This is a genomic window from Microbacterium sp. Bi128 (assembly GCF_918698205.1).
Window position 1 is genome coordinate 1 of sequence record NZ_CAKKMM010000048.1, and the last position, 17,657, is coordinate 17,657.

Sequence of the window (17,657 nt, forward strand, 5' to 3'; positions counted from 1 at the left end):
TCCCTCAGCAGCGGGTTCTCCCGACGTACGCGGACCAGGTCGGGGTACAGCGGTGGCACCTCGCCTCGCAGACCGCGCTCGGCGGCGAGCAGCACCGTCGGTCGCGGCATCCGGTCGAGCGCACGAGCGATGTCGGTGCCGGTGTTCTGGTCGATCGAGTCCACTTCCACGGTGGCGAGGGCCGTCGCGGGTCGCAACGCCGGCTCGTCGCCGACCAGGTCGTAGCCGAAGTACTCGTCGAGCAGCGGATCCTCGCGCCCGGCGAAAGCGGGGTGGGCGCACCAGAAGTCGCGATACGCCGCGCGATCCGCGAACCGCATCTCCAGCCGCGCGGCGACCGGGCCGAGCACGTGGCGGATGGCCTCGACCAGCGCCATCCCGGCCGGCAGATCGAGCGGCAGACCACCGTCGACGAGCACGACCCGCTCCACCCGATCCGCGTGCCGATCCGCGAACACCGCCGAGACGAACGCCCCCATCGAGTGCCCGACGACCACGGCGCGCTCGACGCCCGTGGCATCCAGGATCGCGGAGAGATCGTCGGCGTGTGCGGCCAGCCCGAACGGCCCATCCACGTCGGCGCTGCGCCCGCGTCCGCGCAGGTCCGGCGCGATCAGGCGTGCGTCGGAAGAATCGCCGGCGACCCACGACCACGCGAGGTGCGACGCGGTGACGCCGTGCACGAGCAGCCACGGCAGGCCTTCGGCATCCGGATGCCACTCCCCCACGTGCAGCGTCCCCCCGGGGACGGAGACCTCGTGGGTGAGATCGGTCACCGCAACTCCCGGACGCGCTCGCGCAGGGTGTCCCACAGCTGATCGAAGCGCGCGTTCCACGGACCGGCGAACATCCCGGCCTGCCAGCGGCGGTGCACCTCGTCGAGCTCGACCCACTCGGCCTCCTGGACTTCTTCGGGGTCCACGGTCGGTGCGGGTTCCCCCTCGACACGCGTGATCCATAGGTCGAACAGCGCGCGGTCCTCGACGACGCGGCCCACGAGCGCAAGATCGTCCGGAAGGACGGAAAATCCGACCTCTTCGTCGAGTTCGCGGATCGCTCCGCGGCGACTCGATTCGCCGCGCAGCGCGCTTCCTGCTGGGAACTCCCACGCCAGCGGATAGTCCTTCCCTTCGGCGCGGAGGCTCACGAGCACCCGCCCCGTGGATGCCACCACGCACACGGATGCCACGACGTGAAACGCCCCGGCCGGGACCGGCCCGTCGCCGCGTCGGTGGAGCGTTCCGGTGGGCGTGCCCTGGACGTCGGTGACGTCCCACATCTCGTCGTCGGCCATGCCGCCATCCTCGCGTCGGCACCGCGGAGACAACCCGCGACACCCCGCGACGACGAAAAGGCCCCCACCCGTGAGGGTGAGGGCCTGTGTGGTGCACCCCCTGGGACTTGAACCCAGAACCCACTGATTAAGAGTCAGTTGCTCTGCCGATTGAGCTAGAGGTGCGTTCTGTTGGCCCGGAAACTGCGTTCCGAACCGAGGGATTACGTTACCAGGCGTGACGCGGGCGCACCAAATCGGGCCGGGGACGCCGTCTATCCTGGAGCCGTGTCTCCCATCGATGAGTCCCTCTCGTCCTCGGCATCCCTCCGTGACGACCTCGAGTTGGCGCTGCGTCTGGCCGATGCCGCCGACGCGGTCGCCATGGCACGCTTTGACGCGGCCGACCTGCGGATCGACACCAAACCCGACCGCACGCACGTCACCGAAGCCGATCTCGCGACCGAACGGGCGATCCGCGAAATCCTGGATGCCGAGCGTCCGGGTGATGCCATTCTCGGCGAAGAGTACGGAACGTCGGGAGACACCGCCCGCCGCTGGGTCATCGACCCGATCGACGGGACGCACAACTACATGCGCGGGATCCCGGTGTGGGCGACGCTCATCGCGCTCAGCGTCGACGGCGTTCCTCAGGTCGGCGTGGTGAGCCAGCCGGCGCTCGGCCGCCGGTGGTGGGCCGCGACGGGGAACGGAGCATGGACCAACGGCCGCGACGGCGAGCCGCGTCGCATCCATGTGTCCGACGTCGACGACATCGCGCACGCGAGCATCAGCTTCCAGAGCATCGAGCAGTGGGACGACGTCGATCTCGTGCCGACGCTGGAGCGCCTCACCCGCGCGGTGTGGCGCGACCGCGGCTACGGCGACGCCCTGCCCTACATGTGGCTCGCCGAGGGACGCCTCGAACTCGTCGCCGAGTTCGGGGTGAAGGAGTACGACATCGCCGCCATCGCCCCGATCGTCCGGGAGGCCGGCGGACGCTTCAGCGCCTTCGACGGCTCCGATCGCCTCGACGCCGAGTCCTCCCTCGCGACCAACGGCACGCTGCACGACGCGTTCCTCGCCTTCCTGCACGACGAGGATGCCGAGTGAAGGTCACGCGCATCGCCACGGTCGCGGCATCCCTGCTCGTCGCCGGGGCGCTGAGCGCGTGCGCGCCGAACACGGCACCGTCCCCGGCCGCCACCGCCGCTCCGGCCGACACGGCCCCACCGACGACCCCCGACCCCTCGCCGACCGTCGACGGTGACGCCGAGGCCGCCGATCCCACGTGCGAGACGATCATCCTGCGCTCCACGGCCACCGACTTCCGCAGCCTCGGCTGGACCGCACAGTCCGAGACGTTCCGCATCGGGGCGACCGAGGTGCGTGACGGCATCCTGTGCAAGTGGAGCGACGGGTCGGCAACGGCTGATCGTGTGCAGATGTTCGGCTGGGCGCCGATCGACGAGTCCGCGGCCGAGAAGGCGCAGAACGATCTGGTCGGCTCCGGCTGGAAGCGCGAAGAGGGCTCGAACGGCGAGGTCTACGTCACCGAGAACCCCGAGTGGCTCGGCGGACGCGGGGCCGACGGCTACGGCATCACCTACCTCTTCGGCGACGGCTGGGTGAAGGTCGCCGACACGAAGCAGAGTCTCGTCCTGATCGACTGGCCGCCCACTCAGCGGTAGGGGTTCACCGCGTCGGGCTCGCCCGAGGCGGCGTGGCCCTGGTCCCACGCGTCCCCGCGCGCCTCGCGGTCGCGCCAGAGACCGTCGACCTGCAGCACCCGCTGAGCGAACGCGACCCAGTCGCTCCACCCGCCCGACACCGCACCGTCCGGCGCGCGGGAGCCGGTCGCCGTCCACGTCGGGGACTCGGCATCCGGATCCAGCTGGAAGGGGCCGACATCGATGCGCTGCGCGCGGGGATCGGACATGCTCCGACGCTAGGTCGCCCGCACGGTCGCGGGCAAGCGCGTGACGTAGGCTCGGTCGTCGTGGCTATCGGCGCGACCATTCACACCTTCACGGTGCAGCTCTCCGACGTGGACCGCGGCGTCTACGACGAACTTCCGCTGCGCGTCGCGCGGCATCCCTCCGAAACCGACGCGTACATGCTCACGCGCGTCCTCGCGTACTGCCTCGAATACGAAGAGGGCATCGGCTTCAGCGAGGGCGTCTCGGCGACCGACGAGCCGGCCGTGATGGTGCGCGACCTCACCGGCGCTCTCGTCGCCTGGATCGAGGTCGGAGCCCCGGATGCAGCGCGCCTCCACACCGGCAGCATGAAGGCCGAGCGCGTCGCGATCTACACCCACCGCGACCCCGACAGAGTGTCCGCACCCTGGGCCGGCAAGCGCATCCACCGCGGCGAGGACGTGCTGCTCCACTCTTTCGACGCGGGCTTCGTCGAGCGGATGGCCGGCGCGATCGAACGCCGCAACACCGCGACCCTCACCCGAACCGAGAACCGTGTGTACCTCGAACTCAACGACGCCTCGGGCGAGAGCGACGTGCATACCCGCTCGGCATCCTGAAACGAGAAGACCCCCGCTCGCAATCGCGAACGGGGGTCTTTTCGACAGGGACGATGGTTCGTGGAGCTGGGGGGAATCGAACCCCCGTCCAACGCTGGGTCTCCGCGTTTTCTCCGGGCGCAGTCTGTGCAGACGTTCTGCTCGGCCCCGACCTTTGTCACAGACACCTAAGTCGACAGGCCCAGTCCGGGAAAAGTCCCGCGTGACGTCCGGACGCCGTCACACAGCAAGACCCCTAAATGACGCCAGAATCCGTGGCGGGGTCACACACGGTCTGACGGACTATCGGGCTCGCTTACGCAGCGAGGGCGAAGTCAGTGCGCTTGGTTTCGGCACTTATAGTTTTGCAGGGAGCGTTTACGAGATAACCCCACATCCTCGGCCCGCTTCTCGCGGGTTCGCAGGCGCTGTCGAAACCGATCAGCCCCGGGAACTCCGTAAAGGAGCGACCATCGTCACACTGTTGACTTACCAACCGGATGCCGAGACACCCGAGCATCACAGTCTACAACGGATCCGTATCCTGGGCCATTCCCCCGCGCTCGCGTAGGCTCCCCGCATGAGCCACGTCATCATCACCGTCCGGGGCGAGAGCGAGACCCGCGTGCGCGCAGAGGAAGCCGCCGTGCGGGTGACCGTGTCGACGGACGGCCCGTCTCGCGGGCCCGTGGTCGAGCGGGCGCAGGAGCGGGCGGCATCCGTGCAGGACGGCCTCGTCGCACACTTGCGGTCCGGTGAGGTGTCGGAGTGGTCGAGCGCCCGCGTCTCGGTCTGGTCGGACCGACCGTGGAACAACGAGGGCGCGCAACTCCCCCTCGTGCACCACGCGAGCGTCGAGCTCTCGGCCACGTTCACCGACGCCGGGGCGCTGTCGTGGTGGCTCGGCGACGTGACCGAATCCGACGACGTGCAGGTCACGGCCGTCGACTGGCGGCTGTCGCGCGCGACGCGCGTCCGCGTGGAGGGAGAGGTCGCCTCCGACGCGGTCCACGTCGCCGTCGAGCGCGCCACGGCGTATGCGGACGCGCTGGGGCTGGCATCCGTCACTGCCGTCGAGATCGCCGACGCGGGACTGCTCGAGGTGCGCCCGGACGCGACCGCCTTCAAGGGAGCGCGCATGATGGCCATGGCGGATGCCGGGCCCTCGTTCAGCCTGCAGCCACCCGAGATCGTCGTGAGCGCCGTCGTCGAGGGGCGTTTCCGCGCCGAGTGAGGCTCAGTTTGCGCACGGGCTGACCTTTCATCAGCGAGTTCTGGGTCAGTCGCCCAAGCGGTTCTTCGTCCGCATCGCGCGCTCGGCCTCGCGCTTGTCTTCGCGCTCCCGGATCGTCTGGCGCTTCTCGAACTCGCGCTTGCCCTTCGCGACAGCGATCTCGACCTTGGCACGGCCGTCGAGGAAGTACAGCCGCAGCGGCACGAGCGTGTATCCCCCGGCCGCCACCGCGTGGGAGAGCTTGATGATCTCTTCCTTATGGAGCAGCAGCTTGCGGGTGCGCTTGGCGGAGTGGTTGGTCCAATGCCCCTGCGAGTACTCGGGGATGTGGACGGCGTCGAGATACGCCTGCCCGCCGTCGATGTACGCGTAGCCGTCGGTGAGGTTCGCTCGCCCTTGGCGCAGCGATTTCACCTCGGTGCCCGTGAGCACTAGTCCGGCTTCGTACGTCTTCTCGATGGCGTAGTCGTGGCGCGCCTTCTTGTTCGACGCGATGAGCTTCTCACCCTGCTCACGAGGCATGGTGCCACCTCCTCATGATCATGGGCACACAGAGCCCATCAGTCTACGCGATCAGGCGCGCAGCCAGCGTCGGATCGCGAAGCTCGCGCTCAACGCGGCCAGCAGCACACCGATGACGATGATGACCGGTACGACGATCGCGACGTCTCCGACACCCACCCACGAGGTGATGAAGCTCACGCGATCGCGCAGGTATTGGTTGACACCGACGCCCACCATCGCCCACACGGCGACGCTCGCCAGGGCCGAACCGATCAACGCCGCCAACACGCCCTCGAGGACGAACGGTGTCTGGATGAACCGGTTCGACGCGCCCACCAGTCGCATGATCCCCAGCTCTCGACGGCGGGCGAACGCCGACAGGCGGATCGTCGTCGCGATGAGCAGGACGGCCGCGATGAGCATGAGCCCCGCGATTCCGACGGCGACGTAGGTCGCCACCGTGAGCGTTTGGAAAAGAGGCTCCAGGTACTGCATCTGGTTGGTGACTTCTTCGACGCCCGCCTGGTTGCTGAACGCCTCGGAGATGACATCCGATTGCCGCTGGTCGACCAGGTTGATGCTGAAGGTCGCGTTGAACTGGTCGGCCGTGACAACGCCGGCGATGTCGTCCGAGAGCAGAGACTTCGCGTTCTCGAACACCTGGTCGCTCGTGGAGAAGGTGTAGTTGCGGATCAGCGGCGCGAGCGCCGGGCCGTCGAGCGTGGCGCGCACCTGATCGATCTGCTCCTGGCTCGCCGCTTGGCCGGTGGTGCAGGAGGGCGTGTCCGACACGGTCGCGCACATGAACACCGCGACCTGGGCGCGGTCCGCCCAGTACGACTGCATCTTGCCGATCTGCATCTGCATGAGCATCGCGGCGCCGACGAAGGTCAGCGAGACGAAAGTGACGAGGATCACCGAGATGACCATCGAGGCGTTGCGGCGAAGCCCGCTGAAGGCCTCGGAGAGGATGAGACCGAATCTCATGACGTGGGTCCTACTTCGTCGGCGCGGTCGTTCTTGTCGCCCAGTCCGAGGCGGTCGGCGAGGCCGAGAGCCTCGACGTCGGGCGTGGTCACCGGGATCGACCGCGTGTGCGTACCCGGCTCACGGGAAGCCTCGGCCGTCGCGGACGGGGCTTCGCTCTCCCTCGACTCGGCGCGCGCGATGTCGGCCGGGTTCAGCGGCTCCACCGAACCGGTGATGTGGGCCACTTCGCGCTGGACCTCGAGCACCGCGGTCAGAGCGGCGACGGCGGCCGCGCCCTTTTCGACCTCGGGCGCGAGACGCGGCAGACCGGACGTGTCGCCGTAACCGCCGTGGCGCTCGTCACGGACCATCTCGCCGTTCTTCAGCTCGATCACGCGACGCTGCATCTGGTCGACGAAGCCGGCCTCGTGCGTGGCCATGACGACGGTGGTGCCACCGGCGTTGATGCGCGCGAGGAGCCGCATGATGTCGATGGAGGTGCCGGGGTCGAGGTTTCCGGTCGGCTCGTCGGCGAGCAGGACCTGCGGGCGGTTCACCAGCGCACGGGCGATCGCGACACGCTGCTGCTCACCGCCGGAGAGCTCGTGCGGCAGACGCTTCTCCTTGCCGTCGAGGCCGACGAGAGCGAGGACCTCGGGCACTGCCTGCTGGATGAAGCCGCGCGAGGCGCCGGTGACCTGCAGAGTGAAGGCCACGTTCTGGTGCACCGTCTTGTTGGGCAGCAGACGGAAATCCTGGAAGACCGACCCGATGTGCCGGCGGAAGTACGGCACCTTCCGGTTGGACAGGGTGCGCAGATCGCGACCGAGCACGACGACACGCCCCTCGCTGGGTGTCTCGGCCCGCAGGATCAGCTGCAGGCACGACGACTTGCCGGAGCCGGAGGCCCCGACGAGGAAGACGAACTCTCCGCGCTGCACCTCGAAATCGACGGCGCTGAGCGCCGGCCTCGTGGTGCCGCGATACCTCTTGGTGACGTTCTCGAACCGGATCATGGCTCGACGAGCCTAAGCGCGCGAGCGGTTCCGCCCGAGAGGACTCGCCGGGTCGCGAAACCGGGAGAGTCCTATGGATGCCGCGAGGTGCGGCATCCGGGATCAGTCGTCGTCGTCCTTGCGCTTGCGCCAGCGGATTCCCGCCGCGATGAGCCCGTCGAGGTCACCGTCGAAGACGACCGCGGGGTTGCCGACCTCGTAGCCCGTACGGAGGTCTTTCACGAGCTGCTGACCGTAGAGGAAGTAGGAGCGCATCTGGTCGCCCCAGCTGGCGGTGATCGTGCCCGCGAGCTCTTTCTTCTTCGCCGCTTCCTCTTCGCGCTTGAGCAGCAGCAGTCGAGTCTGGAGCACGCGCATGGCGGCGGCGCGGTTCTGGATCTGGGACTTCTCGTTCTGCATCGACACGACGAGTCCCGTGGGCAGGTGGGTGATGCGCACCGCGGAGTCCGTCGTGTTGACCGACTGCCCACCGGGGCCCGACGAACGGAAGACGTCGACGCGGATGTCGCCCTCCGGCACCTCGACCTCGACGGCTTCTTCCATCACGGGGATGACCTCGACGGCGGCGAAGCTCGTCTGACGCTTGTCGGCGCCGCCGAACGGGCTGATGCGCGCGAGGCGGTGCGTACCGGCCTCGACCGAGAGCGTGCCGTACGCGTAGGGCACGTCGATCTCGAAGGTGGCGGACTTGATGCCCGCGCCCTCGGCGTACGAGGTGTCCATCACCTTGACCGGGTACTTGTGACGCTCGGCCCAGCGCAGGTACATGCGCAGGAGCATCTCGGCGAAGTCGGTGGCGTCATCGCCACCGGCACCCGAGCGGATCGTGACGACGGCCGAGCGGGCGTCGTACTCGCCGTCGAGGAGCGTCTGCACCTCGAGCTGGCCGATGACGTCGCGAAGAGACGCGAGCTCCTTGCGAGACTCCTCGGCCGAGTCCTCGTCATCCATCTCGATCGCGAGGCCCACGAGCACCTCGAGGTCGTCGAGACGCTGCTCGATCTCGGTGATCCGCTTGAGCTCCGCCTGACGGTGACTGAGACGACTCGTGATCTTCTGAGCGTTGTCGACGTCGTCCCACAGGTCGGGAGCACCGGCCTCTTCGCTCAGGCGTTCGATGTCGGCGGTGAGTGCGTCGACGTCGACCACGGCCTGGATATCGGCGAAGGTCGAGCGCAGCGCCTGAATGTCGGCGGTCAAATCGAGTTCGAGCATTTGAGATCAAGCCTATCGTGGAGACGGTGACAGCCGACTCTCCCCGGAACGTGCTGGTGCGCTTCGCGCCCATGATCTACGGCCCCACGCTGCTGTTCGCCCTCGGTGAGGGCGCGGTGATCCCCCTCATCCCGGTGATCGCCACGCGCCTGGGCGCCGACGTCGCCGTGGCGGCGCTCATCGCCGCGGCACTCGTCGTCGGCCAGCTGTGCGGGAACATCCCCGCCGGGTGGGCGGTGGCGCGCTTCGGCGAGCGCATCACGATGGGCGTTGCAGGCATCGTCATCCTCGCCGGGCTCGTGGGGGTGGTCCTCGCCGACTCGCTCGCGATCTTCGCGGCGGCGGTGTTCCTCATCGGGTTCTGCGCGGCATCCTTCGCTCTGGCCCGTCATTCGTTCATGACGACGCGCGTGCCGCTGCACTTCCGCGCGCGGGCGCTCTCACTCCTGGGCGGGACGTTCCGGCTCGGGATGTTCGTGGGGCCGTTCATCTCGGCCGCGCTCTTGGGCATCTTCGGCGATGAGTCGGCCTCGATCGCGTTCTTCGCGGTGTGCCAGGTCGCCACGATTCTGCTCGTGTTCCTGGGACCGGATCCCGAACGGGCCGTCGCCGCCGCGTCGCCCGCGGAGGCCGGACCGGATGCCGAGGACACCGGCGAACCCGTCACCGGTTCGATCCCGGCGGTCGAGCGGACGGGGGTGTTCCGCACGATGTGGCGCTTCCGCGGGGTGCTCGCGCGGCTCGGGCTCGCCGCCGCGTCGCTCTCGGCGGTGCGATCCGCCCGGCAGGTCGTCCTTCCGCTGTGGGGTGTGTCGCTGGGCTTGGATGCCCCGACGATCGCGCTGGTCGTCGGTGTCTCGGGGGCGATCGATTTCGCGCTGTTCTATGCCAGTGGGCAGGTGATGGACCGCTTCGGGCGCCTGTGGGCGGCGCTACCGGCGATGGTCCTCATGGGCGCGGGCTTCTTCGCCCTGTCGTTCACGCACGAGCTGGACAGCGCGGCGATGTGGTTCGCGATGTTCGCGGCGGTACTGGGCGTCGGCAACGGTCTCTCCAGCGGCATCCTGCTCACCCTCGGTGCCGACATCGCACCCCCCGCCGAGCCGGCGGCGTTCCTGGGGTCGTGGCGCACGCTCACGGATGCCGGTGGCGCGATCGCTCCCCTGATCATCTCTGCCCTGACGGCGGCGGTGTCGTTGCCGGTGGCCGTGGGAGCGATGGGGGTCGTCGCCGCGCTGGGCGCGGTCGGCTTCGTGCGGTGGGTGCCGAGGTACGTGCCTCGAACCCGGTGAAACCGGGAGCGGGTGTTTCCTGACGCGGACCGCGTGACGGTGCCGATTTGCCCGCCGAGCGTTCACACTCCACGATGAAGCCGAACCACCCGAGCGCGCGCCGAGGAGAACACCACGTGAAGGACGTCGATCGCGGGGCCCTCGCGATCTCGGCCGCCCTCGCCGGAGTCGCCGGATACGTGGATGCCATCGGGTTCCTGGATACCGGTGGACTGTTCGTCTCGTTCATGAGCGGCAACTCCACCCAGGCGGCCGTGGAGGTGCTCGGTCCGGCGGCCGGGATCGCCCTCGCCTCCGCGGGGATCATCGCCTCCTTCGTCGCCGGCGTCGTCGTCGGGGGCGTGGCCTCGACCGTGCTGGCGCGTCCACGCGCGTGGATCGTCGGGAGCTCGACCGTGTCGGTCGCCCTCGTCGCGGCTCTCGCCCTCGGCGGGGAGGCGACCCTGTGGCGCGTGGCGCTTCTCGCCGCGGCCATGGGAGCCCTCAACACCCTCTTCCTCGCCGACGGGCGGGCGCGCGTGGCCATCACCTACTCGACGGGGACGCTGGTCAGCCTCGGGCTCGCCCTCGCGGGCGCAATGACCGGCGGTTCGGGGCGCGCCTGGCAGCGGCCCCTGCTGCTGTGGTCGTCGCTCGTCGGGGGTGCCGTCGTCGGAGCGGTCGCACACCGGTGGGGCAGCCCGCTCGCCCTCGCGATCGCCGCCGCCGTGCTCGCGGCCGTCACCGCGGTCCTGGCGATCCGCGGCTCGGCCCCGACGCGCGGGTCCGGCGCAGCGCACTGATCCGAACCGGCATCCGGATCAGATCCGGATCAGCACCTTCCCGGTCACGCCCGCCTCGACGGCGTCGTGCGCGGCGGCGGTCTCCTCCAGGGGGAACCACGTCAGCGGAAGACCCGCGTCCTCCCCCACCGGGAGCACGCCGTCGGCGACAGCGGCCGAGACGTCCTCGGCCGCGGCGGCCAAGGCATCCTCACCGACCGTGTACAGCAGCAATCCCTGCCACCGCGCGTTCTTCGCGAAGCTCTCGCGGACGGCAGCAGTGAAGGTGTCGCCCCCGTTGTCGGCGTAGTAGCCGATCGAGCCGTGGTTGGCGAGCACCTCCACGTCGAGACCCGCGTTGTCGGCGATCGCGACCTCGACGACGTGGTCGATGCCGTCGGGGGCGATCTCGCGGACGCGGTCGGCCAGGCCCGGCTCGGTGTACCGCAGCACGTGAGGAGCGCCCGCCGCGCGCGCGAGAGCCTCCTTCTCGGCACTGCTGACGGTGGCGATGACGGTCGCCCCCGCCCACACCGCGAGCTGGATCGCCGCGTGGCCTACCGCGCCCGCACCTCCCTGAACGAGAACCGAGCGACCGGTGAGTGCGCCGGGCGAGAGACGTGCGGGCCCGAACTCGTGCACCGTAAGCGCGCGATGCGCCGTCATGGCGGGAACTCCGAGGCTCGCCCCCAGCTCGAACGACGCAGCCTCGGGCAGCGGCACGGCGCGCGAGGCCGGGATCACGGCGTACTCCGCTGCGGTCCCGGTCGGACGCTGGTGCGCGGCGAGGTAGACCCACACGCGATCCCCCACGGCCAGGTCGTCCACACCGTCGCCGACGGCATCCACCGTGCCGGCACCGTCCTGATTCGGCGTGACTTCGTCGGCGACGAGCGGCCGGCCGACCGAGGCCCGCGCCTTCCAGCCGGTCGGGTTCACGCCCGAGACGGCGATGCGCACGCGCACCTCACCCGCCGCGGGTTCGGGGACCTCCCGCTCCACGAGCGAGAGGACGGAGGAGTCACCGGGGGTGCTGTACACGATCGCCTTCATACGAAGTCCCAAGTTCCCGCGGGCGCCCCGCATTCCCGCGGCGTGTGCGCCCGGGAATCGGCACACTGGAGGAATGTCCTCTCTCGTGATCGCCGACGGCGTCCCGTTCCTGCCCGACATCGCGCCCGATCCCGCGCGGGACCGTGCGGCGATCGGCATCCGAGAAGGCACGATCGTCGCGATCGGCGACCTCGCTGACGTGCGAGACGCGGTCGGCCCGGGCGTCGAAGAGATCGACGCCGCGGGTGGACTCGTCACGCCCGGGTTCGTCGACGCGCACGTCCACCTCGGCGTCGGGGCGGTGGACGCCCTGCGCTGCGACCTCGCGGGCGCCGCGTCACTGGACGAGATCGACGCGCGCATCCGCCGCTTCGCGTCCGCCCATCCCGGCGACTGGGTGGTCGGCGGCGGCTGGGATCCGACGCTCTTCCCCGGCGACGGCCCCCGGGCGGCCCACCTCGACGTCCTCGTCGGAGATCGTCCAGCGCTTCTCCTGGATGCCGACCATCACGCGGCGTGGGCGAGCAGTGCCGCGCTCGCGCTGGCCGGCATCGACGCGCGCACCGCCGATCCGTCCGACGGACGCATCGAACGCGACGTCGCGGGCACACCCACCGGCACGCTCCGCGACGGGGCGGTGCAGGCGGTCGCGCGGCTGCTCCCCGAACCTCCGACCGAGGACATCGCGCGCGGCATCCTCCGTCTGTCGCGCCAGCTGCTCGCCGCGGGGATCACGGGGTGGCAGGAGGCGGCCCTGGGCGCCTACGGCGGGTTCCCCGACTTCAGCGACGCCTATCTCCACCTGCTGCGCAGCGGCGACCTCGCGGGCCGCGCCACCGGTGCACTGTGGGTACCCCGCGACCTCACGGAAGACGGAGTCGACGCGTTCGTCGCCGACACCGTCGCGCGCGCGGCGGAGCTGACCGCGGCGGGGCTTCCCAGCGGTACCGCCAAGCTCATGCTCGACGGGATCGTCGAGACACGCACCGCGCACCTGCTCGAACCGTATTGCGGGTTCGACGATCGGGGGCGGTCGTACTTCCCTGCGGAGCTCGCGACGCGCCTCGTCGCGGCGCTGAACGCGGCCGGGATCGCGGTGCACGTTCACGCGATCGGCGACGCGGCGGTGCGCGACGCCCTCGACGCGTTCGCGGCTGTTCCCGACGCCGTGCGGCGCGCGGTGCGCAACCACATCGCGCACATCCAGCTCATCGATGCGGACGACGTCCCGCGGTTCGCCGCGCTCGGGGTGACAGCCAATGCGCAGCCGTTCTGGGCATGTGCCACCGCCCTCGCGCGGCAGAGCACGCTTCCGCTCATCGGGCCGGAACGCCGCCATGAGCTGTACGTCTTCGGGTCCCTCGCCCGCAGCGGGGCGGCTCTCGCGATGGGATCGGACTGGCCCGTCTCCACGTTCGACCCCTGGCAGGGCATCCACGTCGCCGTCACGCGTCGCCCACCGGGTGAGCCGGATGCCGAACCCCTCGGCCCCGAGGAGTCGCTGCCCCTCCGGGACGCGATCGACGCCTACACGCGCGGCTCCGCGACCCTCCTCGGAGTCGGCACCGGCCTCCTGCGCGTCGGAGAGCGGGCCGACCTCGCCGTCGCCGACCGCGATCCCTTCGCCGGTCCGGCGGAGGCTCTCCACGAGACCCGCACCGCCATGACCGTCCTCGAGGGTGCCGTCATCGCGTCTTGACGGCAGCTTCACATAGAGCCGTGACCGCGCGCCCATAGAATGAGGGCACTCGCGGGAGTGGTGAAACCGGCAGACACGCAGGATTTAGGTTCCTGTGCCTTCGGGCGTGGGGGTTCAAGTCCCCCCTTCCGCACGGATTCTCCTCCGCACCAGCGTTCTTCCGACCCGACGGGACCGATGTGATCCACCCCACTGCTCTGCTCCCGTGGCTCGACCCGGCGGCGATCATCACCAATTCCCAGCCCTGGGCGCTGCTGGTGGTCTGCTTCATCATCTTCGCCGAGACCGGCCTGCTGATCGGCTTCCTCCTGCCGGGAGACACCCTGCTGATCATGGCGGGACTGCTCTCGCACTCCACCACCGCCGCCCCGAACGGCGTCTTCGGCATCAACGCCTGGTTCGTCGCCCTGGCCATCGGAGTCGCGGCCTTCATCGGCGGCGAGGTCGGCTACTTCATCGGCCACAAGGCCGGACCATCGATCTTCGAACGCAAAGAGTCCGGGATCTTCAGCCGCAAGAACGTCGAACGTACGAACGCGTTCTTCGAGCGTTTCGGCGGGATCACCGTCATCCTCGCCCGCTTCGTTCCCGTGGTGCGCACGTTCGCGCCCATCGCCGCCGGTGTCGGGCACATGCCGTGGCGCCGCTACACGCTCTACAACCTCATCGGCGCGATCATCTGGGGCATCGGCCTCACGATGCTCGGCTATGCCGTGGGCTACATCCCCTTCGTGCGCGACATCGTCACCGAGTACATCGACGTGATCCTGCTCGCCGCCGTCGCCGGAACGGCGATCTTCATCGGCATCCACTACTTCCGCGAGCGCGCCGCTGCCAAGCGCGACGCCGCCGCGGGTCACGGATCCGTGTCGCACGCCGAGGCTCAGGACCTCACGCTCGACCCGAAGACCCTCGAAGACGGCGACCAGCGCACGCACTGATCGCGGCGGCTACGACGCTTTCGAGGCCTTCTTCTTCGCCGCCGGTTTCTTCTCCGGCTCGCCCTTGTCAGCAGTGCCCGCTCGCGCGGCGCGGCTGCGCTCGACGCTGGCGCGCAGTGCCTCCATCAGATCGATGACCTCGCCGCCGTCGTCGTCGGCATCCTGCTCGCCGAATGTCGCCGCGGTATCGATCGCGTCGCCCTGCTCGAGCTTCGCGTCGATCAACGTGCGCAGCTCTCGCTGATACTCATCACCGAATTCCTCGGCATCGAAGTCCTTCGAGAAGCTCTCGACGAGCGAGGCCGACATCTCCAGCTCTTTCGCCGAGATGCGCACATCGTCGTCGAGCGCCGGGAAGGCGGCCTCGCGCACTTCGTCGGCCCAGAGCAGCGTTTGGAGCACGAGCACGTCGCCGCGCGTACGCAGCGCCGCGAGCCGCGTCTTCTGCCGGAGCGAGAACCGCACGATCGCGGTGCGGTCGGTCTGCTCCAGTGTCTTGCGCAGCAGGACGTAGGCCTTCGGCGACGTCGAATCGGGTTCGAGGTAGTACGCCTTGTCGAGCGTGAGCAGATCGACCTGGTCGCTGGGAACGAATTCCACCACCTCGATCTCGCGGCTGCGTTCGCTGGGGAGCGACGCCAGATCGTCCTTGGTCAGGACGACCGTCTGCTCGCCGTCGTCGTACGCCCGGTCGATGTCCTGATAGGGGACGACTTCGCCGTCGACCTCGCAGATCCGCTGGTAGCGGATCCGTCCCCCGTCCTTGTTGTGCACCTGGTGCAGGGGAACGTCGTGGTCCTCGGTCGCCGAGTACACCTTCACGGGCACGTTGACCAGGCCGAAGGTCAGTGCACCCTTCCAGATCGATCGCATGGTCCCAGTGAACACCGGAAGGGGCCCGGATGCCGAGAGGTTGCGCCCGAGATGCTGCACAACTCCTGCACCGCGCCGCCGACCGGGCGGCGTCGGCGCCTCCGGGCACTGCCTGCACGAGTTGTGCGCCCCCTCGGAGCACCGCCGCCTACGCTGGGGCGATGACCGAGCAGACGGTGCGCATCGAGGGCCGCCGGCTGCGCCTGTCGAACCTCGACAAAGTGCTCTATCCCGAGACGGGGACCACCAAGGGCGAGGTCATCGACTACTACAACCGCATCGCCCCGAAACTCCTCCCGCACGTGCGCGCTCGTCCCGTGACCCGCAAGCGGTGGCCCGACGGGGTGGGGACGGAGGCGGATCCCGGGGAACCGTTCTTCGCGAAGGCGCTCGAACCGGGTGCTCCGGCGTGGGTGCCGCGGCATCCGATCGATCATTCGTCAGGGGCCAAGGACTACCCGCTCGTAGAGGACGTGCCGACCCTGGTCTACCTCGCCCAAGTCGCGAGTCTCGAGCTGCACGTCCCGCAGTGGCGGTTCGACGCCGCAGGGACTCGACTGAACCCGGATCGGCTCGTCCTCGACCTCGACCCCGGTCCGGGCGTCGGGCTTCTCGAATGCGCCGAGGTCGCGCGATGGGCGCGCGTGATCCTGCGCGACATGGGCCTGGACCCGATGCCGGTCACCAGCGGCAGCAAGGGTATTCACCTGTACGCGCACCTCGACGGCCGGCAGACCAGTGAAGCCGTGAGCGCCGTCGCGAAAGAGCTCGCCCGGTCGATCGAAGCCGACCACCCGGATCTCGTGGTCAGCCAGATGGCCAAGGCCGTGCGGCCGGGCAAGGTGTTGATCGATTGGAGCCAGAACAACGGCTCCAAGACGACGATCGCCCCGTACTCGCTCCGCGGTCGCGCCGAGCCCACCGTGGCCGCTCCGCGCACGTGGGACGAACTCGACGATCCGGGGCTCCGCCACCTGCTCTTCCACGAGGTCCTCGAGCGCGCTGACGACCCGCTCGCCCGCATCGATCCCCTCGACGGACCCCTGCGCGCGTACATCACCAAGCGCACGGCGGGACGCACGCCCGAACCGGTACCGGCAGCAGCGCACGCCGCCACCGGCGACGAGGGTCTGCCGCGATTCGTCATCCAGGAGCACCACGCCTCGCGCCTGCACTGGGACCTGCGACTCGAGCGCGACGGGGTGCTCGTCAGTTGGGCCGTCCCCAAGGGCGTGCCGGCCACCTCGGAGCGGAACAGCCTGGCCGTCATGACCGAGGACCACCCGATGCAGTACCTCGATTTCGCGGGCGAGATCCCTCGAGGACAGTACGGGGCCGGCACCATGACCGTCTGGGACACCGGTCGGTACGAGCTCGAGAAGTGGCGCGACGACGAGGTCATCGCCACCCTGGAGGGCCGCCCGGACGGTCCGCTCGGGCGTGTCCGCCTGGCCCTGATCCGCACCGAGGGCGCGGGCGAGAAATCTCAGTGGCTCCTGCACCGGATGAAGACGGATGCCGACGGCCGACCCCAGGCCGACGGTGCGGTCGTGATCCCCCGCGACGACCCCTCGCCCGCTCCGCCGCGCGAGCTCGACGCGTCCGCCGCGCCCGTCGCGGCCGACCTCCGCCCGATGCTCGCGACCGCCGTGACGGAGGGTCTGGCGCGGGCCGCGGCCCGTCGCTGGGGCCGGGAGTGGGTGGAGATGAAGTGGGACGGCATCCGGGGAATCGGGCTGTGGGACGGCGAACGCCTCCGGTTGCGCTCCCGCAACGGCAACGACCTCACGGACGCGTACCCCGAGCTGACCGCCGTCGACCTCGGGCTCGGGCCCACCCCCGCGATCGTCGACGGCGAGATCGTCGCCGTGGACTCTGCCGGGCGTCCGAGTTTTCCCCTGCTGCAGAAGCGGATGAACCTCACCCGGCCCGCCGAGATCGCCCGCGAGGCCGCTCGCACCCCCGTACACCTGTACCTCTTCGACGTCCTCGAAGCGGGCGGTCGCGACGTCACCGATCTGCTGCTCGCGGAGCGCCGCGACATCCTCGAAGACCTCGCCCGCACGGCGACGCCCGCCGTCGTCGTGCCGCCGGTGTTCGACGACGTCGAGGCCGCACTGACGACGAGCGGACGATTCGGCCTCGAGGGCATCGTCGTCAAGGACCCCGGCTCCCCCTACCGGGGCGGTGAGCGATCCGACCGGTGGCTGAAGATCAAGCACTCCCGCACCCAGGAGGTCGTCATCGGCGGCATCCGGCCCGGGAAGGGCAACCGATCGGGAACGATCGGTTCGCTCCTGGTGGGGGTG

General features: G+C 69.6%; 18 protein-coding genes, 2 tRNA genes and 1 other RNA gene. 10 read left to right on the top strand and 11 right to left on the bottom strand.

Going from position 1 to position 17,657, the window contains the following annotated elements:
- The 3 genes from LQV45_RS06225 to LQV45_RS06235 all read right to left on the bottom strand — a co-directional run.
- Nucleotides 1–776: alpha/beta fold hydrolase (locus LQV45_RS06225; protein ID WP_230006244.1), on the bottom strand; the 776-nt coding region annotated here is incomplete at its 3' end.
- A complete protein-coding gene (locus LQV45_RS06230; protein WP_230006245.1) occupies nucleotides 773–1,294 on the bottom strand; it encodes an NUDIX domain-containing protein in 522 nt (173 codons plus the stop codon). The genes LQV45_RS06225 and LQV45_RS06230, both read right to left, overlap by 4 nt.
- 89 nt (nucleotides 1,295–1,383) lie before the next feature.
- A tRNA-Lys gene (locus LQV45_RS06235) sits at nucleotides 1,384–1,459 on the bottom strand.
- Between the two features lie 102 nt (nucleotides 1,460–1,561).
- Between LQV45_RS06235 and LQV45_RS06240 the strand changes: the two genes are divergently transcribed.
- Together LQV45_RS06240 and LQV45_RS06245 are read left to right on the top strand one after the other, a co-directional pair.
- Nucleotides 1,562–2,386, top strand: coding sequence for an inositol monophosphatase family protein (locus LQV45_RS06240; RefSeq protein ID WP_230006246.1), 825 nt, complete (start codon nucleotides 1,562–1,564; stop codon nucleotides 2,384–2,386).
- A complete protein-coding gene (locus tag LQV45_RS06245) occupies nucleotides 2,383–2,964 on the top strand; it encodes a hypothetical protein (protein WP_230006247.1) in 582 nt (193 codons plus the stop codon). The genes LQV45_RS06240 and LQV45_RS06245 overlap by 4 nt, the downstream gene beginning before the upstream one ends.
- On the opposite strand, the gene LQV45_RS06250 is transcribed toward LQV45_RS06245, so the two are convergent.
- Nucleotides 2,955–3,212 (bottom strand): hypothetical protein, encoded by a 258-nt coding sequence (locus tag LQV45_RS06250; protein WP_230006248.1) that lies wholly within the window; start codon nucleotides 3,210–3,212, stop codon nucleotides 2,955–2,957. The two genes, LQV45_RS06245 and LQV45_RS06250, sit on opposite strands and share 10 nt — an antisense overlap.
- Nucleotides 3,213–3,272: 60 nt before the next feature.
- On the opposite strand from LQV45_RS06250, the gene LQV45_RS06255 reads away from it, so the two are divergent.
- On the top strand, nucleotides 3,273–3,812 hold the full coding sequence (locus LQV45_RS06255; RefSeq protein WP_230006249.1) for a YaeQ family protein: 540 nt from the start codon (nucleotides 3,273–3,275) through the stop codon (nucleotides 3,810–3,812).
- A gap of 58 nt (nucleotides 3,813–3,870) precedes the next feature.
- Here LQV45_RS06255 and ssrA read toward each other — a convergent pair.
- Nucleotides 3,871–4,240, bottom strand: a transfer-messenger RNA (tmRNA) gene (gene ssrA / locus LQV45_RS06260).
- A gap of 131 nt (nucleotides 4,241–4,371) precedes the next feature.
- On the opposite strand from ssrA, the gene LQV45_RS06265 reads away from it, so the two are divergent.
- On the top strand, nucleotides 4,372–5,025 hold the full coding sequence (locus LQV45_RS06265; protein ID WP_230006250.1) for an SIMPL domain-containing protein: 654 nt from the start codon (nucleotides 4,372–4,374) through the stop codon (nucleotides 5,023–5,025).
- 45 nt (nucleotides 5,026–5,070) lie between these two features.
- Here the strand turns inward: LQV45_RS06265 and smpB are convergent, their stop codons facing one another.
- From smpB to prfB, 4 genes are all read right to left on the bottom strand, one after another.
- On the bottom strand, nucleotides 5,071–5,547 hold the full coding sequence (gene smpB, locus LQV45_RS06270) for an SsrA-binding protein SmpB (protein ID WP_138175101.1): 477 nt from the start codon (nucleotides 5,545–5,547) through the stop codon (nucleotides 5,071–5,073).
- A gap of 51 nt (nucleotides 5,548–5,598) precedes the next feature.
- Nucleotides 5,599–6,516 carry a permease-like cell division protein FtsX gene (ftsX, locus tag LQV45_RS06275; RefSeq protein WP_230006251.1) on the bottom strand — a complete coding sequence of 306 codons (918 nt, stop codon included), beginning with the start codon at nucleotides 6,514–6,516 and terminating at the stop codon, nucleotides 5,599–5,601.
- Nucleotides 6,513–7,514 (bottom strand): cell division ATP-binding protein FtsE, encoded by a 1,002-nt coding sequence (gene ftsE / locus LQV45_RS06280; RefSeq protein ID WP_230006252.1) that lies wholly within the window; start codon nucleotides 7,512–7,514, stop codon nucleotides 6,513–6,515. Before ftsE ends, ftsX begins: the two co-directional genes overlap by 4 nt.
- 102 nt (nucleotides 7,515–7,616) lie before the next feature.
- Entirely contained in the window at nucleotides 7,617–8,729 is a 1,113-nt protein-coding gene (gene prfB, locus LQV45_RS06285) for a peptide chain release factor 2 (RefSeq protein WP_138175107.1), read from the bottom strand.
- 71 nt (nucleotides 8,730–8,800) lie between these two features.
- On the opposite strand from prfB, the gene LQV45_RS06290 reads away from it, so the two are divergent.
- On the top strand, nucleotides 8,801–10,021 hold the full coding sequence (locus LQV45_RS06290) for an MFS transporter (RefSeq protein ID WP_230006258.1): 1,221 nt from the start codon (nucleotides 8,801–8,803) through the stop codon (nucleotides 10,019–10,021).
- A 116-nt stretch (nucleotides 10,022–10,137) separates the two neighbouring features.
- A complete protein-coding gene (locus tag LQV45_RS06295; protein ID WP_230006253.1) occupies nucleotides 10,138–10,803 on the top strand; it encodes a DUF1275 family protein in 666 nt (221 codons plus the stop codon).
- Between the two features lie 18 nt (nucleotides 10,804–10,821).
- On the opposite strand, the gene LQV45_RS06300 is transcribed toward LQV45_RS06295, so the two are convergent.
- Nucleotides 10,822–11,835 (bottom strand): NADPH:quinone reductase, encoded by a 1,014-nt coding sequence (locus tag LQV45_RS06300; RefSeq protein WP_230006254.1) that lies wholly within the window; start codon nucleotides 11,833–11,835, stop codon nucleotides 10,822–10,824.
- A 73-nt stretch (nucleotides 11,836–11,908) separates the two neighbouring features.
- Between LQV45_RS06300 and LQV45_RS06305 the strand changes: the two genes are divergently transcribed.
- The 3 genes from LQV45_RS06305 to LQV45_RS06315 all read left to right on the top strand — a co-directional run bounded on the left by LQV45_RS06305 (nucleotide 11,909) and on the right by LQV45_RS06315 (nucleotide 14,475).
- Nucleotides 11,909–13,534: an amidohydrolase gene (locus tag LQV45_RS06305; RefSeq protein WP_230006255.1), complete on the top strand. Its 1,626-nt coding sequence runs from the start codon at nucleotides 11,909–11,911 to the stop codon at nucleotides 13,532–13,534.
- A 51-nt stretch (nucleotides 13,535–13,585) separates the two neighbouring features.
- Nucleotides 13,586–13,667: transfer RNA gene (locus LQV45_RS06310), tRNA-Leu, on the top strand.
- Nucleotides 13,668–13,716: 49 nt separating this feature from the next.
- Nucleotides 13,717–14,475, top strand: coding sequence for a DedA family protein (locus LQV45_RS06315; protein WP_230006259.1), 759 nt, complete (start codon nucleotides 13,717–13,719; stop codon nucleotides 14,473–14,475).
- Between the two features lie 9 nt (nucleotides 14,476–14,484).
- Here the strand turns inward: LQV45_RS06315 and LQV45_RS06320 are convergent, their stop codons facing one another.
- A complete protein-coding gene (locus LQV45_RS06320; protein ID WP_230006256.1) occupies nucleotides 14,485–15,348 on the bottom strand; it encodes a Ku protein in 864 nt (287 codons plus the stop codon).
- A 161-nt stretch (nucleotides 15,349–15,509) separates the two neighbouring features.
- On the opposite strand from LQV45_RS06320, the gene ligD reads away from it, so the two are divergent.
- A partial coding sequence (gene ligD, locus LQV45_RS06325) for a non-homologous end-joining DNA ligase (protein ID WP_230006257.1) occupies nucleotides 15,510–17,657 on the top strand: 2,148 nt, incomplete at its 3' end.